This window comes from Peribacillus sp. YIM B13481 (genome assembly GCF_042787985.1).
Lineage (GTDB): Bacteria > Bacillota > Bacilli > Bacillales > DSM-1321 > Peribacillus > Peribacillus simplex_A.
Genome location: NZ_JBHZPE010000001.1, coordinates 168636 through 190718, shown reverse-complemented (window position 1 = coordinate 190718; position 22083 = coordinate 168636). Strand labels below are relative to the sequence as shown.

21 protein-coding genes, 2 pseudogenes and 1 riboswitch are annotated in these 22083 nt (G+C 41.3%); of the genes and pseudogenes, 22 read left to right on the top strand and 1 reads right to left on the bottom strand.

Annotated features, from left to right (window positions below):
• The first annotated feature begins 28 nt into the window (after positions 1-28).
• The 13 genes and pseudogenes from flgK to ACFX4X_RS00905 all read left to right on the top strand — a co-directional run bounded on the left by flgK (position 29) and on the right by ACFX4X_RS00905 (position 10230).
• On the top strand, positions 29-1588 hold the full coding sequence (gene flgK, locus ACFX4X_RS00965; RefSeq protein WP_377380896.1) for a flagellar hook-associated protein FlgK: 1560 nt from the start codon (positions 29-31) through the stop codon (positions 1586-1588).
• Between the two features lie 15 nt (positions 1589-1603).
• On the top strand, positions 1604-2482 hold the full coding sequence (flgL, locus tag ACFX4X_RS00960) for a flagellar hook-associated protein FlgL (protein ID WP_377380893.1): 879 nt from the start codon (positions 1604-1606) through the stop codon (positions 2480-2482).
• A 42-nt stretch (positions 2483-2524) separates the two neighbouring features.
• Positions 2525-3106: pseudogene (locus ACFX4X_RS00955) on the top strand (DUF6470 family protein).
• Positions 3107-3113: 7 nt separating this feature from the next.
• Complete coding sequence (gene fliW / locus ACFX4X_RS00950; protein ID WP_284471978.1) at positions 3114-3557, top strand: flagellar assembly protein FliW; 444 nt, start codon at positions 3114-3116, stop codon at positions 3555-3557.
• On the top strand, positions 3557-3790 hold the full coding sequence (gene csrA, locus ACFX4X_RS00945) for a carbon storage regulator CsrA (protein WP_284471979.1): 234 nt from the start codon (positions 3557-3559) through the stop codon (positions 3788-3790). Before fliW ends, csrA begins: the two co-directional genes overlap by 1 nt.
• Before the next feature lie 132 nt (positions 3791-3922).
• Complete coding sequence (locus tag ACFX4X_RS00940) at positions 3923-5170, top strand: flagellin N-terminal helical domain-containing protein (protein WP_089361969.1); 1248 nt, start codon at positions 3923-3925, stop codon at positions 5168-5170.
• Positions 5171-5310: 140 nt separating this feature from the next.
• Entirely contained in the window at positions 5311-5478 is a 168-nt protein-coding gene (locus ACFX4X_RS00935) for a hypothetical protein (RefSeq protein WP_284469253.1), read from the top strand.
• A gap of 339 nt (positions 5479-5817) precedes the next feature.
• Positions 5818-6180, top strand: a complete 363-nt coding sequence (gene flaG, locus ACFX4X_RS00930; protein WP_377380889.1) for a flagellar protein FlaG — start codon at positions 5818-5820, stop codon at positions 6178-6180.
• A 14-nt stretch (positions 6181-6194) separates the two neighbouring features.
• Positions 6195-7706: a flagellar hook-associated protein 2 gene (locus ACFX4X_RS00925; RefSeq protein ID WP_377380886.1), complete on the top strand. Its 1512-nt coding sequence runs from the start codon at positions 6195-6197 to the stop codon at positions 7704-7706.
• A gap of 24 nt (positions 7707-7730) precedes the next feature.
• Positions 7731-8132: a flagellar export chaperone FliS gene (gene fliS / locus ACFX4X_RS00920; RefSeq protein ID WP_089361965.1), complete on the top strand. Its 402-nt coding sequence runs from the start codon at positions 7731-7733 to the stop codon at positions 8130-8132.
• On the top strand, positions 8132-8476 hold the full coding sequence (gene fliT / locus ACFX4X_RS00915) for a flagellar protein FliT (protein WP_061465592.1): 345 nt from the start codon (positions 8132-8134) through the stop codon (positions 8474-8476). The genes fliS and fliT overlap by 1 nt, the downstream gene beginning before the upstream one ends.
• Before the next feature lie 253 nt (positions 8477-8729).
• On the top strand, positions 8730-9287 hold the full coding sequence (gene hpf, locus ACFX4X_RS00910; RefSeq protein WP_347940824.1) for a ribosome hibernation-promoting factor, HPF/YfiA family: 558 nt from the start codon (positions 8730-8732) through the stop codon (positions 9285-9287).
• Between the two features lie 688 nt (positions 9288-9975).
• A riboswitch (cyclic di-GMP riboswitch) is annotated at positions 9976-10058 on the top strand.
• Positions 10059-10089: 31 nt separating this feature from the next.
• Complete coding sequence (locus ACFX4X_RS00905) at positions 10090-10230, top strand: anti-repressor SinI family protein (RefSeq protein ID WP_377380881.1); 141 nt, start codon at positions 10090-10092, stop codon at positions 10228-10230.
• 143 nt (positions 10231-10373) lie between these two features.
• On the opposite strand, the gene ACFX4X_RS00900 is transcribed toward ACFX4X_RS00905, so the two are convergent.
• Positions 10374-10697, bottom strand: coding sequence for a helix-turn-helix domain-containing protein (locus ACFX4X_RS00900; RefSeq protein WP_061465590.1), 324 nt, complete (start codon positions 10695-10697; stop codon positions 10374-10376).
• A 419-nt stretch (positions 10698-11116) separates the two neighbouring features.
• Here ACFX4X_RS00900 and secA point away from each other — a divergent pair, with 419 nt between their 5' ends.
• The 9 genes and pseudogenes from secA to ACFX4X_RS00855 all read left to right on the top strand — a co-directional run bounded on the left by secA (position 11117) and on the right by ACFX4X_RS00855 (position 22037).
• Positions 11117-13630 (top strand): preprotein translocase subunit SecA, encoded by a 2514-nt coding sequence (secA, locus tag ACFX4X_RS00895; protein ID WP_377380877.1) that lies wholly within the window; start codon positions 11117-11119, stop codon positions 13628-13630.
• A gap of 170 nt (positions 13631-13800) precedes the next feature.
• Positions 13801-14899, top strand: a protein-coding gene (gene prfB, locus ACFX4X_RS00890; protein WP_284469257.1) for a peptide chain release factor 2 whose coding sequence is annotated in 2 segments (ribosomal slippage) — positions 13801-13863 and positions 13865-14899 — 1098 coding nt in all. Because the reading frame shifts where the segments join, the coding sequence is not laid out codon by codon here.
• Between the two features lie 259 nt (positions 14900-15158).
• A pseudogene (locus ACFX4X_RS00885) lies at positions 15159-15319 on the top strand (YitT family protein); the annotation flags it as partial.
• Positions 15320-15368: 49 nt separating this feature from the next.
• Positions 15369-15707, top strand: a complete 339-nt coding sequence (gene cccB, locus ACFX4X_RS00880; protein ID WP_089361963.1) for a cytochrome c551 — start codon at positions 15369-15371, stop codon at positions 15705-15707.
• 292 nt (positions 15708-15999) lie between these two features.
• Positions 16000-16686 carry a cell division ATP-binding protein FtsE gene (gene ftsE / locus ACFX4X_RS00875; protein WP_089361962.1) on the top strand — a complete coding sequence of 229 codons (687 nt, stop codon included), beginning with the start codon at positions 16000-16002 and terminating at the stop codon, positions 16684-16686.
• Positions 16676-17569: a permease-like cell division protein FtsX gene (ftsX, locus tag ACFX4X_RS00870; RefSeq protein WP_284469258.1), complete on the top strand. Its 894-nt coding sequence runs from the start codon at positions 16676-16678 to the stop codon at positions 17567-17569. The genes ftsE and ftsX overlap by 11 nt, the downstream gene beginning before the upstream one ends.
• 97 nt (positions 17570-17666) lie before the next feature.
• Positions 17667-19064: a murein hydrolase activator EnvC family protein gene (locus ACFX4X_RS00865; protein WP_377380870.1), complete on the top strand. Its 1398-nt coding sequence runs from the start codon at positions 17667-17669 to the stop codon at positions 19062-19064.
• A 139-nt stretch (positions 19065-19203) separates the two neighbouring features.
• Positions 19204-20628 carry a S41 family peptidase gene (locus ACFX4X_RS00860; protein ID WP_377380867.1) on the top strand — a complete coding sequence of 475 codons (1425 nt, stop codon included), beginning with the start codon at positions 19204-19206 and terminating at the stop codon, positions 20626-20628.
• Positions 20629-20843: 215 nt separating this feature from the next.
• The gene (locus tag ACFX4X_RS00855) at positions 20844-22037 is read left to right on the top strand and encodes a PDZ domain-containing protein (protein ID WP_377380864.1); all 1194 of its coding nucleotides are present in this window, start codon (positions 20844-20846) and stop codon (positions 22035-22037) included.
• Positions 22038-22083: the final 46 nt, after the last annotated feature.

Below are 22083 nucleotides of genomic sequence, written 5' to 3'. Positions count from 1 at the left end.
AACAGAAAAAAGATGGAGGTTTGACCAAATGATTTCAACCTTTATGGGTCTTGAGACGGCAAAGCGCGGATTATCCACCTCTCAAGGAGCCTTGTACACGACAGGGAATAATGTGGCCAATGCCAATACATTAGGATATTCAAGGCAGCGGGTCAACCTGGTACAGACGTCTGGCTTTCCAACTGTCGGATTGAACAGCCCGCGCGTAGCTGGCCAAATCGGGACAGGGGTGGCGGCAGAAACGGTTCAGCGGATCCGGGATAGTTTCCTGGACGCACAATTCAGGACACAAAGTAATAAAATCGGTTTTTATGGGGCCATGAGCGAATCATTGTCTAAAATGGAAGGGATCATGAATGAACCAACCGACAGCGGATTAGCTGCCACGATGGAGAAGTTCTGGAATTCGCTGCAAGGGCTGACGGCCAATACGGAAAACTCCGGGGCCCGTGAAGTCGTTGCCTCAACGGGCGTCATGGTCGCGGATACCCTTAACTACTACTACAAATCGCTAACGAGCGTTCAAACGGATATCGGTAATCAGATAAACGTCAAAGCGAACGAAATCAATACGCTCATTAGCAGCATTGATCAACTCAATCAACAAATCAGTAAAGTGGAGCCGCATGGATATATTCCAAATGACCTTTATGATAAACGTGATGTACTTGTAGACCAACTTTCGCAGCTTGTCAGCATAAAAGTGAATAACGTCATTCCGACGGATTACGGAAGATCCAGCGATGTAGCTGCAGGGCTATACAACATCGAATTGATGCAAGAAGACGGTTCGTCTTATGTGCCGCCTATCAATCTAGTAAGTGTTAACCAAACTGGGATGGTGGGAACTTCGAAAGTTGAAGTTAGCTATGATAAAACGACAGGTATGGTAGACGGAGTGAAGTTCGGTTCAAAAACAATGACGGATTACAAATTCTCGGGAGAACTATCCGGTTTGATCAACAATTTTGGTTATAAAAAGGATGATGGTACGATCGGGGGAGCGTATCCTGATATGCTAAAAAAGCTGGATAATATGACGACGGCTTTTGTGAACGAGTTTAATGCCATCCACAAACAAGGATATGCACTAGGTGATAGCGATGCTTCAACATTGGACTTCTTTGAAATAGAACCAGGTAAGAGCGCTGCCCAAAGCATCAAGGTGAATAGTGAAATCGTAAAGGATCCCTCGAAAATTGCCGCAGGCGCTAAAAGCGGAGGGGCATCCGGGGATAATGAAAATGCCAAACTCCTGGCTGACCTGAAGAAGAAAGCGTTTAGTGAGTACTCGACTAAAGACCAAAATTCAAAGGAATTGACGGGAAGTTTCGACACATATTATTCCGGAATCATCGGAAAACTGGGTGTGGATTCTCAAAGCGCCCAAAAAAACCTTTCCAATTCTGTCGTGCTTGCTACATCCGTTAACCAAAATAGAGACTCTGTCAGTTCTGTATCCTTGGATGAAGAGATGACCGATATGATCAGATTCCAGCAAGCATACAATGCTTCTGCAAGAATGATGACGATGATGGACGAAATGCTCGATAAAATCATAAACGGAATGGGCACTGTAGGCCGATAATAGGAGTGAACGAACATGCGGGTAACGCAATCGATGCTAACCAATAATATGTTAAGCAATTTAAGCAGCAGTTACGAGAAGATGGCCAAGCTTCAAGAGCAGGTTTCCTCTCAAAAGAAATTCTCCAAACCATCCGATAACCCTGTCGCTGCCATGATGGGAATGGGGTACCGGACAAACCTCAATCAAATAGGGCAGTATCAGAGCAACATTGCCGAGGCGACAAATTGGATCGACAGCACGGATGATGCCATTTCTGAAGCTGTTTCCGCCATGCAGCGGATACGTGAGTTGACGGTTCAGGCCAGCAATGGTACGTATGAAGGCGAACAACTGAAAAATGTTGCTGAGGAAATAAAGCAATTAAAAGAACATCTCATAACTCTTGGCGACACACAGATAGGCGGGAAATATATTTTCAACGGCCAGGATACAAATGTGAGACCGTCTTCCGTTAAAGATGGGAATGGGAATACGGTGTATGGCACAGGAGACATAAACCTTGAAGTGTTTTCCGGGATTTCCCTGAAAATCAATACGGACGGTTCGAAGATTTTTGGTGTTGCGCTTGCCGCTGGGGGAAGCATTGACCAAACAATCGACGCACTTGAAAACGGTGGTGACGTGAGTGGCACGCTGGCAGGACTTGACGCAACCATAAATACTTTCTTAGGCATGCAAGCACAGGTTGGCGCAAGGCAGAATCGGATTGAGCTGATGACGGACCGCCTCAAACAGCAGGAGGTCTTTGCTACTGAAATCCTTTCGAAAAATGAGGATGTCGATATCGAAAAAGCAATCATGGATTTGACGACCCAGGAAAGTATCCATAGTGCTGCATTAAGTATCGGTGCAAAAATCATGCAACCGAGTTTATTAGATTTTCTTCGCTAAGCTATTCTTAAAAGGATAGCTTTTTTCTCTTAAGGAGTGTTGATGATGCAGATTCCACAAATTAGATTGCAATCCACCTCAATGAAGATTGGATTGAATATAGAACAGCCTGTACAGCAAATCGAACAGAAGGCAGCGGACCAATCTATCGAACAGCCGCAGGCAATCCTGGAAATCCGAACGGCCCCAGGCAAGCTGACGATCGACCAGTCACAAGCCAGGGAAGATATGGATTTAAAAAGCCTTTCCAAGCGAGTGGAGGAATTTGCCCGGTAGGGATATCAAGATTGGCTGGCTGGTATGGCAAGACGTGCTCAGCAGGGGACGGAGCTAAGGCATATTGAAAAAGGCGGTAATGCACTCGCTGAACAGGCCAGGCAAAACAGCAAAGGACCGGAGAAGCAATTCAATCTTGGGTGGATTCCCTCTCATTTCAGCGTAAAGCTTGACTATCAGCCGGCCCAGGTGGAGATTGAAGCAACCGCTCAAAAACCGATCATTGATGCTCGAATCAATAGACCGAACCATACATACACACCAGGGAGTGCAGATGTGGAAATTCTACAAAAAAATGCGCTGGATATAGATTTCATCAATTTATTTCCGGATGAGATAGGTGAGTGAAACAATAATGATTCTACAAACAAAATTTCATGGCGAAATCGAATTAGTGGAAGAAGAGATTTATCGATTTGATAGCGGGATACCAGGATTTCTAGAAGAAAAACAGTTTTGTTTGCTAACTCTGGATGACACGCCCTTTTTCGTCCTGCAATCTGTAAAAACAAAAGAGGTTGCCTTCATTGTGACAAATCCTTTTGAAGTGTTTCGTGATTACGAAGTGGAGCTTCCGGATGAGGTATTATCTTCTTTACAAATAGAAACGGAACTGGAAGTCATTACTTTCGTCATATTGACGATTCAAGACCCTTTCAATGAAACGACGGCGAATCTTCAGGCTCCCATCATCATAAATGCCTCTAAAAAAACGGGAAAGCAATTTATCATGAACGGCAGTGAATACCGTACAAAGCACAGATTGATTGAACCTCCAGCAGAACAGGGGGAGGAATGATGCTCGTATTGACCAGAAAGCTAAACGAAGCGATCATGATTGGCGATGATATCGAAATTACGATTTTGGCTGTTGAGGGAGAACAAATTAAACTGGGTATCAATGCTCCTAAAAACGTCGATATCCATAGGAAGGAAATCTACCTGTCCATCCAGCAGGAAAATAGCGAAGCTTCTGAAATAAAAACCAATCTTCTGGAAAATATAAATGAGTATTTCAAGAAAAAATCTTGAAAACCCGCTAAATATGTTTCCAAGCAGACCGATATTAAATATACAACGATGAGCAGTGAAATAGACTTATTCATTGCTTTCGTAAACAACCACATGGACGTGGGAACTTAAAACTCAAGGAGGAAACATAAAATGATTATCAATCACAATATCTCAGCTTTAAACACGCACCGTCAATTATCAAGTGCAACGAATGCACAATCTAAATCAATGGAGAAACTTGCATCAGGTATGCGTATCAACCGTGCAGGCGATGATGCTGCCGGTCTTGCAATCTCTGAAAAAATGCGTGGACAAATCCGCGGTTTGGACCAAGCTTCCCGTAACTCACAAGATGCTATCTCTTTGATTCAAACTGCAGAAGGTGCATTAAACGAAACGACTGATATTCTGCAACGTATGCGTGAGCTTGCTACACAAGCAGCAACAGACACCAATACTGGTACAGACCGTAATGAAATCCAAAAAGAAATCAATTCCCTAACATCTGAAATTAACCGTATCGCTAACACAACTGAGTTCAATAATCAAAAACTATTAAACGGCGACAAAGATGGAGCAGCAGTGGCAGGGAAACCAGCAGTTGCAGGAGAATATTCATTTGATTTTGGATCAATTTCCACCACTGTAGACGATACAATTGAAATTGGTGGTCAAACATTCACAGTTGTAGCTGCCGGGGATGAGGATCCAGCTACAGGTAAATTCAGTGATGCAGATACATTAAAAGCTGCCATCGAAGGTAATGCCGCACTTAAAGATAACTATTCTGTAGCTGTTGATGCTGGAACAGGAAAAATCACTTTAACTCAAAAAGCTGACAAAGAATCTTCTGTTGCCTTGACTGGTAACGGCGTTGGAACTGTAACAGAAGTTACTAAGGGTGCAGAAAAGGTCGACGCAGTTCCTGCTGACCCGGATAAGAGCCTTAAATTCCAAATTGGGGCTAATGAAAAACAAAGTTTGACTCTTGATATTGGAAATATGAGTGCAGAAGCTTTAGGTATATCTACTAAAGGAGCAGATAATGCAGGATTAGCAGTAACAGACGGAACTAATAACGAAACAACTGAACAAGCATTAAATGTAGGAACCCATGCTAGTGCTGCTGCAGCAATTACAAAAATTAATGACGCAATTAATACAGTATCAGCAGAGCGTTCTAAACTAGGTGCAAACCAAAACCGTTTAGAGCACACTATCAACAATTTAGGTACTTCTTCTGAAAACCTGACTGCTGCTGAATCACGTATACGTGATACAGATATGGCAAAAACAATGATGGAGCAAACTAAAAACTCTATCTTGGCGCAAGCATCACAAGCAATGTTGGCTCAAGCTAACCAGCAACCGCAAGGCGTTCTTCAGTTACTTCGTTAATTGAATAGTTAGCTTAACAATAAAGGGTCTGACACTTTGTGTCAGGCTCTTTTATTTGTACTGATTGAAGGGTGTAAGGAACACTGTGATGTAGAAAAAAAGAGATTACTGCCACTTAAAAAGGAAGGGACCATTCGTTCATGTCACCAAGGAACCTTATGGCTAAAATCCTAATAGAGTATGATGGCACTGCAAAATACACAGCTGAAGATGTCAGTAATGTGTATGGTGAAATGACTGTGAACACAGCTATCAATCACAAGCTGGATGGGATATATCAATTTTTAGTATGTTCGCTGATTATTTGAATAAAAAGGGAAGTCCTAAACAAGATTGTAGGTAAAGGGCTTTCTATCTAAATATTAGAACAAAGTTGATTGGAACGGAAGGTACGAGACTCCTGCGGGAGATACGTGTCCAAGGGAGACCCCGCAGGAGTCTCCCGGACCGCCCGCGGAAAGCGAGTGCCTGGAGTGGAAATCAACTAGACCCCAAATATTTTTCTGGAGTTTTTTTAGTAGAATCTCTTTTATAGCAAAGGATCATTAATGAGTATTTGCAGGTGCAACCAAAATCTATGAGTGACTAAAAATAAAACCTTAATTACCGATATAAAAAGTAAACAGATCAAATTGGGGGCTATTTAGATGCTGGAGAGTTTGTCCACGAATATTCTTTCCTCACAGCTTAGAACAGCAATCTCAGACGGAATTAGTTCATATTATCAACGTGAAATGAATACGTTTGCCTATTCAGAACAATGTGTGGAATCTAATAATGAGCCTGCTAAAGAAAAGGTGAATGAAGTAGTGGAAAGTTTGAACACCTTCCTGGATCCAACACAAACGGCCATCCATTTTGAGTATCATGAGGAGCTGAATGAGTATTATGTCAAGGTTGTGGATGACGTTACGGATGAGACGATCAGGGAGATCCCTCCTAAGAAGTTACTGGATTTCTATGCGGCAATGACAGAGTTTGTCGGGATTATGGTGGATGAAAAAATATAGGCGGGTGATTGATTGTGGTAAGAATCAGTGGTTTTGCGAGTGGAATGGACATTGATGAATTAGTTAAGAGTATGATGCAGGCGGAACGGGTGCCTTTGGATAAATTAACACAGAAAAAGCAGTATTCCGAGTGGCAGCGGGATGATTACCGCTCGATAAATACATCTTTATCAGAATTGGATAGACTCATTGGTGATGGGGTTGGGAAGCAGTCTTCCTTTATTAAAAAGAAAATATCGGTATCAAATCCAGATGCAGTATCGGTGAGAAATGTGAGCTCGACCAGTGATTTTACTGGAAATATCAAGGTGAATGGGCTTGCCAAAGCAGCAACCATGACCAGTACAGATAAATCAGCAGTTACTGATTCCAAAAAGAAACTATCGGAATTGGGTATCACGACTCCTCAAGATATTACGATACTGGCTATCAATAAAGATGGCGGTTTTGATACGGAAGTAAAAGATGGAGTAACAATGGACAAACCGTATACGCTTACTCTTAATGAAAACGATACGCTAGAGAGTGTTATTAATAAAATTAATGCTAACTCGGGAGTGACTCTATTTTTTGACGAAACCTCCCAGAAGTTTTCCATCACTGCTAAAAATACCGGTGATGTAAATGATCGCCCTGAAATTGAATTAGGGGGTAGCGGAGATTTTTTTGCTGTGTTAAAAATGAGCAGTAATAATGAAGGGGCTGTCGGCGCAAAAGGGGAAAATGCATCGATTACTTATAATGGACTGGACATTTCCCGGCCTTCGAATACGTTTCAAATCAATGGAGTGGAAATAACGGTTAAGCAGAAAACGACGGATACCATCACATTCTCATCAACGGCTGATGTGGATTCCATCTTGGATACAATCACTCAGTTTGTGAATAAATACAATGAAATCATTAAAAAGGTTCAGGATAAAACAGGTGAAGCGAAATATCGCTCCTTTACCCCGCTTACTACTGAGCAAAAGAAGGCAATGACAGAAGATGAAGTGAAGATGTGGGATGAGAAAGCGAAGAGCGGAACGTTAAAAAGTGACTCAACACTAAAAAGTCTCCTAACTACGATGAGAACGTCCCTATACACCTCGGTGGATGGAATCACAGGAAAAAACAATCTCAGCAGTTTGGGTATCACTACGACCAAGAATTATTTGGAGGGCGGTAAATTAACGATTGATGAGGACAAGCTCCGGGCAGCCATTAGTGAAGATCCCAATGCGATTTATGATATGTTCATGGCCAATGGAACGGAGAAAAGCGATAAAGGCCTCGCGCGTCGGTTACGGGGTGATATAGAATCATCCATGAAAGTGATTACTGAAAAGGCCGGAAAGGCCGGATATGTTAATAACAATTTTACAATTGGAAAATTGGTTGATGGGTTGGATAAGAGGATATCAACATTTGAAGCAAAGTTAACGAAATTGGAATCGCGCTATTACAATCAGTTCACGGCCATGGAAAAAGCGATTCAAAAGGCAAACAGCCAAAGTTCATCGTTAGCCTCTTATTTTAGTTAAGGCAAGTCGGAAAGGAAGATAAATATGGCGATAAATAATCCATATCAATCATATCAACAAAGTTCAGTCAATACAGCATCCCCGGGAGAGCTTACATTAATGCTCTATAATGGCTGCATAAAGTTCATCATGCTTGGGAAAAAAGCAATTGAAGAAGGAAATATCGAAGCGAAAAATACCAACATCATAAAGGCGCAAAACATTGTCCATGAATTGATGGTGACGCTGAATATGGATGTCGAAGTGTCCAAGGAAATGATGAGTCTGTATGATTTCATGAACCGACGTCTGATAGAGGCGAATATGAAAAATGATGTTGCAGCCTTGGAAGAGGTCGAGGGACTCGTTACTGACTTCCGTAATACCTGGAAGGAAGTTATTCAGATGAACCGGAAAAAACAGTTTACACAAAGCGGTCAAGTGTAATGATCATTCAAACCTTTCATGATTTGACTGTTGAATTACTTGCCGTTTTGGAAGATCGGACGATTGCAGAACGTGAAGATAAAATAGAAAGGTTCACACAGCTGATTGACCAGCGGGATGAACTTCTTTCTCAAATCAAACCGCCTTTTACTGGTGAAGAGCAACAACTTGGCCGTGCAACAATGTTACTTAACGAACAGGTCGATCGCATGCTTTATCTCCAAAAGCTGGAGATAAAGCGGGACATCCAGGAAATAAATAAGAAGAAAAAATCATCTAATAAATACACGAACCCCTATGAAAGTCTATCAATCGATGGCATGTTCTACGATAAAAGAAATTGATTACCCAGCCGTTTGGATTCCAAACGGTTTTTATGTTAAATATTTTTAAATTTTCTGTAAATAATGCGGGCTTAATTTTTTCTTTATTGCTAGGCATTTGTTATAATGAAGCTAGGGCAGACATCAACCCTTTCCAAAACCTTCCGACAATTGCTTCATAATTTCGACATATTTCATGATGTGTTTCTAAAGGGAACCGGAGGGGTATTGTAGAATCTAACTGTATAGTCTTAATTTAAGGAGGACTCACTTTATGAATTACAACGTACGCGGTGAAAACATTGAGGTAACTCCAGCAATTCGAGAATACGTCGAAAAGAAAATTGGCAAGTTAGAACGATATTTTAACAATACACCAGATGCAAATGTGTTAGTGAATTTAAAAGTGAACAATAATACATCTAAGGTCGAAGTGACGATTCCCATGCAGAATTTGGTTCTTCGCGCTGAAGAGGAAAATGCGGATATGTATGCTGCCATTGACTTGATCAATGATAAGCTTGAACGCCAAATTCGTAAACATAAAACGAAGGTCAATCGTAAGTTCCGGAACAATCTATCGACGACACCCGATACATTCGCTTTCAATACGGATGTTGACGAAGTGGTGGATGAATTCGAAGACGATAATGATATTGAAGTGGTCCGCAATAAGCGCTTTGATTTGAAGCCGATGGACAGTGAAGAAGCCATTTTACAAATGAATATGCTTGGTCACAGTTTCTTCGTTTACACGAATGCGGATACTAATACAACAAACGTAGTGTACCGCCGAAAAGATGGACGCTATGGATTAATTGAACCTAGTTAACTATAATTCTAAAATCAAAAGCACAACCCAGCCTCTGGGTTGTGCTTTTTTTATACATTTTGGTAGTTTCCCATTACATTAATAGCCGATGAGTCCATATGTTTGCTGTTGATTATTTCATTACTATTTTACTAAAGTTAGATGGATATAATCAAAAGGTATAAAAAATGACTGTAATTAACGAACAATTCTTGTTCTTTAACGAGATAGACGTTTATTTTTACCTATTCAAACACCTACAACTTTTGTACTATACTCAAGTTGTTAATTCTTTAAAGAGAACGAGTAGTTTCTTATAAAAAAACATTTGCTCAAGGTGCAGAGGGGGCGTTTTTTATATCGAAACAATTGCCATAAATACCATAGGGCTTCCTTTAGCAGTGCCGAATATGGAAAGTGGCTTTGCCCGATCTGCGGTGAGGACTTAACTGTGCAAAAAATTGGTTGCGCCCAAAGAGAGAATTAATACGCCCCATCGAATGGTTAATGAAGGCAGTATCCCCCATTTTAAAAAAAGCGAATATGAATAGGACTTTGATAATGATTGAATTAATATTAAAAATTCCTAATATTGTAATATTTTGTCGGATAAAAGGTTTGCTTTTAGATAGATTACCGACATAAAATAGCAATATATGGAGTGTGTATCCGTTATAATATGATTAAAAGTAATGATTTGGTAATAGTAACACGACAAAGGCAAACTTATTGAAATTAGGGCGCAAAGGCACAGGTCTAAGGTTTAGCGACTACGATGGCTGGTCTGCCTGAAATACAAAGAGTATTTTAGGAGGTAGAAGAGGTGGCTAATTTGGAAATAGATCAAGAATGGGTAAAGTTGATTTCAGAAGCAAGGAGCTTGGGTTTCAAAAAAGAGGAAATTAGTGCTTTTTTTGAACGGGAAAGCCTTGAGGTTACATTAGAGGAGAACGATGGAAGTTGAGTACTGAAAAGGAGCGAGAACATCCCTATAAACAGTGGTTCAATTCATTAGCTGTTTATAGGGTTGTTCTTCCATGAGATTCTAGCAAGTCTAGTTCATTCAAGCTGTATTCTTCCGGATTATGTAGGTAGATTATTAAACTACTATTCTTCTTTATCTTTTCTCCATTTATTAAACTCGATGAATTCCCTGAATTGTTGTTTTGATACACCCGAATTCATAGCCTCCTCAACGATTTTCATCCAGTCAGTGTCCAAGTTTTCCTTATTTGGTGCATCGTAAAGAAGGGCATCAACAGGAATGTTAAGCACGGCGGAGATTTTTTCAAGAAATTGAATAGAAGGATTCGTTTGTAAGTTTCGCTCGAGCGAACTTAAGTAAGACTTTGCCACCCCCGCTTTATCGGCGAGTTCAGTCATGGACATTTTCTTTTCTTCTCGCAGTTTTTTTACACGTTTACCAATCATCAATACCACCTCGAAACATGTTCTATTTATCTTCTGCTTATAAGTTTGAGTAGCCCACATTAAATCATTCAAAGCATGGAGCCTGTAAGGTTGGATTACCTTGACATGCTATCGCTAGAGAAGGACACAGATTAGTGATGGAAGGTTATGGATAGTTCTCAGTTGCATTTGGAATAGTGGGGAGTTTGCAATATATTTTTTATACTTCCTTTTATTTTAACAGTTTTACTCTTCATTTATCCATTGTTTTTCGTAATAATTGAATTCAGGTCTATACCAGGTAAGTGACATGAAGTTGTACCTCTAGGGTAGAAGTGGTAAAATTAAGCGTGGATTGTAATAATAGAAGGTGTGTTTCTTCTTACTTATATGAATTTTGTTATTGAACGATCATTACCATAATAGAGGAGCGTTATTGAATGCTTAATATATTAAATAAAGTTTTTGATCCGAATAAGCGGGAAATAAAGCGTTTGGAAAAAATCGCTGATCAGGTCGAAGCGCTGGCTGATAAGACGGCTGCGTTATCGGATGAACAGCTGCGTGCCAAAACGGGAGAGTTTAAAGAGCGTTATCAAAACGGGGAAACAGTGGATGATCTGCTAGTTGAGGCTTTTGCGGTTGCGCGTGAAGGGGCAAAGCGTGCTCTGGGCTTATATCCTTACCGTGTTCAAATCATGGGTGGGGCATCGCTTCATGATGGAAATATCTCCGAGATGAAAACAGGGGAAGGTAAAACATTAACCTCCACCATGCCGGTTTATTTAAACGCGCTTACTGGTAAAGGTGTACATGTCGTTACTGTCAACGAATATCTGGCACACCGTGATGCTACTGAGATGGGTATATTGTATGATTTCCTTGGCTTGACCGTCGGATTGAATTTGAACAGTCATTCTAAAGAAGAAAAACAAGAGGCGTACAATGCTGACATTACGTATAGCACGAATAATGAGCTAGGTTTTGATTACCTACGTGACAATATGGTGTTATATAAAGAACAAATGGTACAGCGGCCATTGCACTTTGCTGTCATTGATGAAGTCGATTCGATTTTGATCGATGAGGCGAGAACGCCTTTGATCATTTCCGGTTCCGCACAAAAATCGGCCCAGCTTTATATTCAAGCCAATGCGTTTGTGAGAACTTTACAAAAAGATACGGATTACACGTATGATGAAAAGACAAAAGGTGTTCAGCTGACCGAAGATGGGATGAACCGAGCTGAAAAAGCGTTTAACATCGATAATTTGTTCGATATTAGTCACGTTACTTTGAATCATCATATTAATCAGGCGTTGAAGGCGCATGTTTCCATGCATTTGGATGTGGATTATGTGGTCCAGGAAGGTGAGATTGTCATCGTTGACCAATTCACTGGCCGTTTGATGAAGGGCCGCCGTTACAGTGAAGGTCTCCACCAGGCGATTGAAGCGAAAGAAGGCCTTGAGATTCAAAATGAAAGCATGACTCTTGCGACGATTACGTTCCAGAACTATTTCAGGATGTACGAAAAACTTTCCGGTATGACTGGTACAGCCAAAACGGAAGAAGAGGAATTCCGCAATATCTATAATATGAATGTCATCGCGATCCCGACAAACAGGAATATCGTTAGGGATGACCGGGCAGATCTTATATACGCGTCAACTGATGGAAAATTCAAGGCTGTTGTGGAAGACATCGCCGAACGTTATACAAAGGGTCAGCCTGTGCTTGTCGGTACGGTTGCCATCGAAACATCTGAAGTCATTTCTGCCTATTTATCTAAAAAAGGGATCCCTCACGATGTTTTGAATGCAAAGAACCATGAACGTGAAGCGGAAATCATTGCGAATGCAGGTAATCAAGGCTCAGTCACGATCGCTACCAACATGGCAGGACGTGGTACGGATATCAAGCTTGGTGAAGGTGTCAAGGAGCTTGGTGGACTTGCTGTCATCGGTACGGAGCGCCATGAGAGCAGGCGTATAGATAACCAGTTGCGTGGTCGTTCCGGCCGTCAAGGAGACCCAGGGGTCACTCAATTCTATTTATCAATGGAAGATGAATTGATGCGCCGCTTCGGTTCGGATAACATGAAAAGCATGATGGCACGTCTTGGTATGGATGATTCCCAGCCAATTCAAAGTAAAATGGTGACCAGGGCCGTTGAATCCGCACAGAAACGGGTCGAAGGCAATAACTTCGATTCACGTAAGCAGTTACTGCAATATGATGATGTTCTCCGTCAACAACGGGAAATTATTTATAAGCAGCGTTTCGATGTAATGGAAAGTGAGAACCTACGTGAAATCGTCGAAAAGATGATTACTGCATCCATCCAGCGCAATGTTGCCGCATTTGCACCAATGGGCGATGAGGAAGGCTGGAATTTACAAGGTCTAGTCGATTACCTGAATGGTAACCTATTCAATGAAGGCTCAATCACTGTAAATGATTTAGATGGAAAAGATGAATTGGAATTGGTTGAATTCATTTTAGCAAAAGTGAAAGAAGGCTATGACCAAAAAGAAGAAGAGCTATCCGAAGAACAAATGCGTGAGTTCGAAAAAGTAATCGTTCTTCGTGCAGTCGATAGTAAGTGGATGGACCATATTGATGCAATGGAGCAATTGCGCCAAGGGATCCACCTTCGTGCTTATGGCCAGATCGATCCGTTACGTGAATATCAATCTGAAGGTTTCGCAATGTTTGAAGCCATGATTGCTTCTATGGAAGATGAAGTCGCTAAATATATCATGAAGGCTGAAATCCGCAACAATTTAGAGCGGAAGGAAGTCATAAAAGGACAAGCGGTCAACCCGAAGGAAGAAGACGGGGGAAAAGTGAAAAAGGCCCCTGCCCGTAAAAAGGAAGACGTTGGCCGGAATGCGTTATGTCCATGCGGCAGCGGTAAAAAATATAAGAATTGCCATGGTAATTTAGGCTAAAGTTAGGTGTATAATGATTATGAGACGGTAAAGTTTAACGCTTGCCGCCTCTTTTCATGTTTAGTTTGCATAAAGCAATATATTTGCATATAGTTTGAAGAGGTTAATTTGTAATGAAGCGAATCCCTCTACAGGGATTTTTTTTAACATACTTAATGAGGTGAAGAGAAATGGAATTGGCAGAAATTAGAAATGAACTCGAACGGACAGCGCAACGATTAACGGACTTTAGGGGGTCTCTTTGACTTAGATGAAAAAGAGGCACGAATCGCACAGCTTGAAAATGAGATGACACATCCTGATTTTTGGAATGATCAGCAAAAAGCACAGACTGTCATCAATGAAACGAATGCTTTGAAAGAACAAGTGAATCAATTGTCCGACCTTAATGAATCATATGAAAATCTGGATTTGACATATGAACTAGTGAAAGAAGAGAATGATGAAGAACTTTTGGCTGAGCTGGAAGAAGAAATCACGATTCTTTCACAAAAGATGAATGACTTTGAACTTCAACTTTTACTAAGTGAAGAATATGATTCGAAAAATGCCATTCTTGAACTTCATCCAGGTGCAGGCGGAACGGAGTCCCAGGATTGGGGTTCAATGCTACTTCGTATGTATACAAGATGGGGTGAAAAAAGAGGCTTTAAAGTGGAAACCCTTGATTACCTTCCAGGTGATGAAGCTGGAATCAAGAGTGTCACTTTACTTTTCAAAGGCCATAACGCCTATGGCTATTTGAAAGCGGAAAAGGGCGTGCACCGTCTAGTCCGTATTTCTCCTTTCGATTCATCGGGACGGCGCCATACTTCATTCGTTTCGTGTGAAGTCATGCCGGAATTCGATGAGACGATCAATATAGAAATACGCACGGAAGATTTGAAAGTCGACACGTACCGGGCAAGTGGTGCAGGTGGTCAGCATATCAATACAACTGACTCGGCAGTCCGGATCACCCATTTACCTACCAATACTGTGGTAACGTGTCAAAACGAGAGATCGCAAATCAAAAACAAGGCCCAAGCCATGAATATGCTGAAAGCCAAATTGTATCAACGTGAAATCGAACAGCAACAAGCGGATTTGGATGAAATCCGCGGTGAGCAAAAGGAAATTGGCTGGGGAAGCCAAATTCGTTCTTATGTTTTCCACCCGTATTCCATGGTTAAGGATCACCGTACTAGTGCGGAGACCGGAAACTTGGGAGCTGTCATGGATGGGGATATTGATATGTTCATTGATGCGTACTTACGTTCAAAATTATAAGATATGCAAGTCGGACCATTTCGCGGTCCGGCTTTTTTATGGTTTCTTATGCATGAAAGATCCTTGAATGACCTATTAAACACGTCCTCTGGCTGACATTAACAGGATATGAAAAGGGATGTTCTGCTTCGTTCGGCCAATACTATATATAGAGGAAAAGAAACCGGGCGAAGCATCCTTTAATACAAAAGTTAATGGAGTATTGATGGGTGATTGTTGGTTCGGCCATAATTGCCATGACCGGGGTGTATAGGGATATGGCGGCTATATGGATAATACTCGTCCTATATATTGATGTGCGTAATAGACCAGTCGGAATTCACCAAATTGAAACAAATGGTGAAACAAGTTGACCCTAAAGCGTTTGTAATTGTAATCGACGCATCGGAGGTACTTGGGGAGGGTTTTAAACTGGAATAAAATTGGTATAATGTTCTTGTACTGGTATAAATCAGAGGGGGTAAATTCAATGAAAATGAAATGGTTAGCCTTAGTTCTGGGTACTTCTTTGGCCTTGGCAGCATGCGGTGGAAATGATGATGCTGCAGATAAAGAGCCTGCTAAAAATAGCGAAACGACAACGGCAGGTGCTGGTGATGCCGCGAAAATTTACGAAAACAAATGTTCAAGCTGTCATGCAGTGAATCTCGAAGGCGGTGTGGGACCGAATTTAACGAAGGTCGGCTCGAGGCTATCAAAAGCGGACATCGAAAAGGTCATTGCGAATGGCCAAGGTGCAATGCCAAAAGCTATAATCCAAGGCAAGGAAGCGAGTATGGTCGCGGAATGGCTTGCCGAACATAAGTAATGATCAATGAAACGTTCTGCTTAGCAGGACGTTTCATTTAATCTCCTTTAAAATCCTCGAATAACCACATTTAATCCCTTATCAAGCAATCAAATCCTAGGAATATTACATAGATGTTGATATATGTCTAACTGAAATGAAACTGTAATATTTTTTATGCTTAATTTGACAAAATTTGATGTTATAATGTTTCTGTGCTCAAGTAAGAGAGATTCCTGTCAGATTTCAGTGAAAATTGTCGAAAAAGCTGTAGATACATAGTGATAATACAAGCAAATTAGGTGGTTTTAGAATGATAGAAATGATAGATGTGAAAAAGACATATCCAAATGGCGTAATTGCCATTAATGGTATCAATGTGAAAATAAAGCCAGGCGAGTTCGTTTATGTAGTAGGTCCCAGTGGTGCCGGAAAATCGACCTTCATCAAAATGATGTATAGGGAAGAAAAGCCGACAAGCGGTAATATCTTGGTCAATGGCATTAGCCTGCCAAGTATCCGCAATTCGAAAGTTCCTCTATTCCGCCGTAATATCGGTATGGTATTCCAAGATTTTAAACTCCTTCAAACATTCACTGCTTATGAAAATGTAGCATTTGCCATGGAAGTTATCGAAAAGGAACCAGAAGAAATCAAAAAGAGAGTCATGGAAGTTCTTGATCTGGTTGGCATTAAACATAAAGCAAGGATGCTGCCTTCCGAGTTATCTGGTGGGGAACAGCAAAGGGTTGCGATAGCCCGTTCGATCGTCAATGATCCTAAGGTAGTCATAGCCGACGAGCCTACAGGGAATCTTGATCCTGAAACATCGTGGGAAATCATGAACATATTTGAAGAAATTAATAAACGCGGAACTACACTTGTCATGGCCACTCATAATAGGGACATCGTCAACAATATCAAACGACGTGTCATTGCCATTGAAAGTGGAAAAATAGTTCGCGATGAACATCGAGGTGATTACGGATATGAAATTTAGAACATTGCTCCGTCACTTCCGTGAAAGTTTTAAAAATATTGGCCGTAATGGATGGATGACGTTTGCTTCAGTCAGTGCAGTAACGGTCACACTAACATTGGTTGGCGTCTTTTTAGTGCTCATGATGAATTTAAATCATATCGCGGGAAATGTGGAGAAAGATGTCGAAGTTCGTGCACATATTGATAATGCGGCGAATGATGACGATATAAAAGAAATTGGTAGGGAGATTACGAAGATGAAGGGCATTGAATCAGTCATCTTCTCTCCAAAAGATGAAGAGCTTACGAATTTAATAGATGATTTAGGCGATAATGGTGATGCTTTTAAACCATTTGAACAGGACAACCCATTAAGGGACGTTTATATCATCAAAACGAAATCTCCGCAAGATGTCATCAAGGTGGCAAAGAAAATCGAAGGTCTTGATTATATCCAAAGTGTTAAATATGGACAAGGCTACGTCGAGAAACTATTCAAATTCGTGAATATCGCGAGAAACATAGGGATCGTTCTTATTGTAGGATTACTATTTACTGCAATGTTCCTGATTTCGAATACGATTAAAATTACCATTGTAGCTAGAAGAAAAGAAATTGAGATCATGAGATTAGTGGGAGCAACGAATACATTCATCCGTTGGCCATTCTTCTTGGAAGGACTATGGTTGGGAATCCTCGGTTCCATCATTCCAATCGGTCTGATTGCTGCACTCTACTACAATATTTATAAATATGCTGCACCGCAGATTACGTTCAAATTCATAGATTTTCTACCTGCAAACCCATTTATTTATCAAGTTTCGGCCATCCTCATTGTAATTGGCGCCGTTATCGGGATATGGGGCAGCTTGATGTCCGTTAGGAAGTTCTTGAAAGTATAAAAAAGCATCTTTACACTCGAATATTAAAGAAGCCAGATACAGATAGAGAGACGTTACAAGGCACTGGATGTAACGGGATTGAAAGGGGAAATGAAACGTGAAAAAAAATATCATTGCCATGAATGCCTCCATCATGATTGGGTTGGGAAGCATTTTAGCGGCACCTTCGGTTTATGCTGAGTCGATTTCGGATCTGCAAAAACAGAAAGAATCCATTCAGGAAAAACGTACGGGCGTTGAATCGAATATTTCCGACACGGAGAAGAAAATCGATAACCTGCAGGATAAGCAAATGACAGCAGAAGAACAAATCGAGGCCATTGAAGCGAAAATTGCAGAGTCCTCAAAAAAAATCGATGCTAAAAATGCTGAAATTACAGAAACGAAAAAAGAAATAGAGGCATTGAAAGAAGAGATTAAAGTATTAAAAGAGCGGATCGCAAAACGTAATGAAGTATTGAAGGAAAGGGCACTTTCTTTCCAGGAGACTGGTGGGGACGTGAACTATCTTGAAGTATTATTCGGATCATCCAGTTTTGGGGATTTAGTTGACCGTGTCGGAGCTGTAGCGACAATTGCTGAAGCCGACAGGGATATTTTAAAACAGCATGAGCTGGATAAAAAGGATCTGGAAGAAAAGCAAAATGCCGTTGAAACGAAGCTTGCCAGTTTACAAGTGGCAAAAGCTGAACTATTAGAAATTCAAATGCAACAAAAGCAGCAGAAGCAAGAAAAGGATGCATTGGTTAAGAAATTAAGGCAACAAACTAAAGAACATGAAGATGTGAAGATGGGCTTAGAGGAAGAAAAAGAGAATCTTGCTGCTCAAGAAAAAGCTATCAAGTCAGCCATCAACTTAGAGCATCAACGTCTTGCCGAATTGGAAGCAGCTCGTAAAAAAGCGGCAGCCGAAGCGCAAAAACGTGCAGAGCAAGAAGCGGCACAAGCGGCAGCACAAGCAGCATCTCGAGCATCCGAATCTAAAAAACAATCTACTTCTTCAGAATCCAGTGCAAAAAGCAACAGTTCATCACCATCATCTTCACCTTCACCTTCACTCTCTTCGTCTAATGTAAGTCAAGTGCCAGCTGTATCATCGGGTACTTTCACTAGACCAAGTGCAGGATATGTATCATCAAGAATGGGTGAACGTTGGAATAAACAGCATGCCGGCATCGATATTGCTGCTAGCGGAACGGTTCCAGTTGTAGCAGCAGCCGACGGAGTCGTAAGCCGTTCTTACTTATCAAGTACATACGGTAACGTCGTCTTTGTTACCCATTCAATCGGCGGTCAGCAATGGACTACTGTGTATGCACATTTAAGATCTAGACAAGTAAGTGAAGGTTCTGTTGTTGCCAAAGGCCAACAAATTGGCATCATGGGTAGCACAGGACATTCAACCGGTCAGCATTTACACTTTGAGTTACATAAAGGGCCATGGAATTATAGCAAGTCAAATGCTGTTAATCCATTAAACTATATAAATATTTAATACCCAATATATCATCGGAAAAACAGATTAGGATAAATTCCTAATCTGTTTTTTTGTGGTGTATCATTTTCTTCAAGCATATTCATTCCAATCCCCACATATAGTGAAATACATATCAGGGTCAGAAATGGGGATAAATATGGTCAAAAAATGGGTACTTCCTCTAGCAATCATCATGTCACTAGCCATTGGAGCAGTGGGGGGCATATATTGGACAAGCTTCCCGGATAAGAATGAAGCAAAGGAAGAAAGTCAAACAATACCGAAGGATAAGGAATGGGCAAAAGTGGAACAAGCTTACGGTTTGATCGTAAGCCAGTATGTAGAACAGGTGGACGGTTCTAATCTGGTGGAAGGTGCCATCCAAGGCATGCTGTCAGCGTTGAAAGATCCTTATTCCGTATATATGGACAAGGAGACCGCTAAGCAATTCAATGAAACCTTGGACTCCTCTTTTGAAGGGATAGGGACTGAAATTGGAATGGAAGATGGTAAGGTCATAATTGTATCTCCTTACAAAGACTCGCCTGCCGAAAAAGCTGGACTAAAGCCGAAGGATCAAATCCTTAAGGTGAATGGTGTAAGTGTAGAAAGTTTAGATCTATATGAAACACGCCTGAAAATCCGTGGCGAAAAAGGGTCACCCGTAAAAATGGAAATAAAGCGGGCAGGGGTTGCCAATCCACTTGAATTCAATATGGTGCGTGCTGAGATTCCATTGGATACCGTATTTTCATCAATTAAGGAAGTCGCCGGAGAACAAATAGGTTACATCGAGTTGACTACATTTTCGGAGAATACTGCCACTGATTTCAAAAAACAGATGAAGGAGCTGGAAAAGAAGGGAATCGAAGGCTTGGTCATAGATGTACGAGGCAATCCAGGTGGCCTTCTTTCTAGTGTGGAAACGATTCTTGGCGAGTTCATCACAAAAGAAAAGCCCTATTTGCAAATTGCAGAAAGAACGGGAGAAACCCAATCGTTTTTTACAAGCCTTAAGAAAGCGAAAGATTATCCCATTGCCGTCTTGACGGATAAGGGCAGCGCATCAGCCTCGGAAATCCTGGCTGGCGCCATGCAGGAGGCGGGAGGCTATCCATTGGTCGGCGAGAAGACCTTCGGGAAAGGCACAGTACAGCAAGCTGTACCGATGGGTGATGGCAGTAAGATTAAACTTACATTATATAAGTGGCTGACGCCTTCAGGCAACTGGATCCATAAAAAGGGGATCGAACCGACAATCAAAGTAAAACAGCCAGATTACTTTAATGCCCATCAGCTGGCCGTTGAGAAGGTCCTACAGCGGGATATGAATGATGAACAAATCCAGTATGCACAAAGCATTCTGAAAGGAATTGGATTTGAACCGGGTCGTGAGGATGGTTATTTTGATTGGGGTACGGAAGTCGCTGTAAAAGCATTCCAAAAACAATTTGGACTGAAAGTGACTGGCAAGCTGGACGCTAAAACCGCGGCACATCTTGAATCCGCCATCCTGGAAAAGATCCAGGATGAAGATAATGATATTCAATTACGCACGGCTTTGAATTATTTAGTGAAATAATGCGAAGGCACCGCAGCTTAAGGAGCGGTGCTTTTTTTGCGCTTGATCAAGCTTCCGTCTGGAAACATGAAGGCAGTGTAGGGGAAACAAAAGATAAAGCTACTTTTTCTGCATCTTAATAGGCAGGGAGGTTACATTTTTGATAGAATAGGAGGTATATGACCAGAACGAAATTCAACAAAATTTTGATTACTTTTGAGGATGGTGGATAGAAATTGACAACGGATTGGCTGATAGCATGCTTAATGGGATTAGGAAAACTCTTCCTTCATCCTTTGCTTTATGTTTCGATTGCATATTGTTTATTCATCGGCTATCTTCGCGTTAAACGGGAACGCCATGATTTTAATACGAAGATCTACAGTATTTCCATGGAGCTGCGTTCCATGTTACCTCAAGGGTTGATATGGGGATTAATCCTTTCTGTCCTCACGTTGGCTTTGGGACTCACTATTCCCTTGGCGGCGCTGTTCATCATGGCAGGGGTTACGATCTTGTCTATGTTATCCATGAAAAGGAGGCTCGTTTCCCCCGTTTATACAGTGGGACTCACTTTCTTTATCCTTTTCTTTTTATATGATAGAGATATCAAGCTGCAGGTATTTCAGGATGCATTTAATCAGCTGGATCGGTCCGTATATCCGACACTTGTTATTTTGATAGGGTTATTGCTGATTGCTGAAGGGTTTTTGATTGTAGGCAATGGAAGTAAAAAGGTATCCCCACAGTTGGAGGTATCCAAGAGGGGGCAGCCGATAGGTGTGTATGTTTCACAGCGAATCTGGCTAATTCCAATGTTCGTTATGATTCCAGGAGGACAGCTTCCAGCGCCTTTTGAATGGTATCCGGTTTTTTCAATCGGGGACATAAATCTGTCGCCAATCGTGCTTCCCATTTTAATCGGCTTCAAGCAAAAAGTTCATGGGACGCTCCCGGAACAGGCCATTAGGGCGCAAGGCAAAAAGATAGGAGCATTGGGATTTGTGATTACGCTATTAGCGGCAGTTGGTTACTGGTACCCGCCATTGGCAATCATTACGGCCATTTTAGCAATCCTGGGTCGAGAATTCCTGAATTATTCCCAAAAGGCAATGGATGAAAAGCTCCCTTTTTATTTTTCAAAAAGTAAGCTTGGTGTCCAGATCTTAGGCATAATCCCTCAATCTCCGGCAGATAAGATGGGGTTGCTTAAAGGGGAGGTCATTTCGAAAATAAATGGTGTCGTCGTCAGGGAAGAAGAAGAGTTATACAGGGCGCTCCAAATAAACCGGGCGCATTGCAAGCTTGAGGTCATCGATAATAATGAACAGATTCGTTTTGTGCAAAGAGCCTTATTTGACGGGGAGCATTACGAATTGGGCATCTTGTTCGTTGACGATCAATTAAAGGAAAGTGGACAAGCGGGGTAAGTCATTAAAGCGAAGCGCATGAATGTAAAAAAGTAAAACGGCCTTT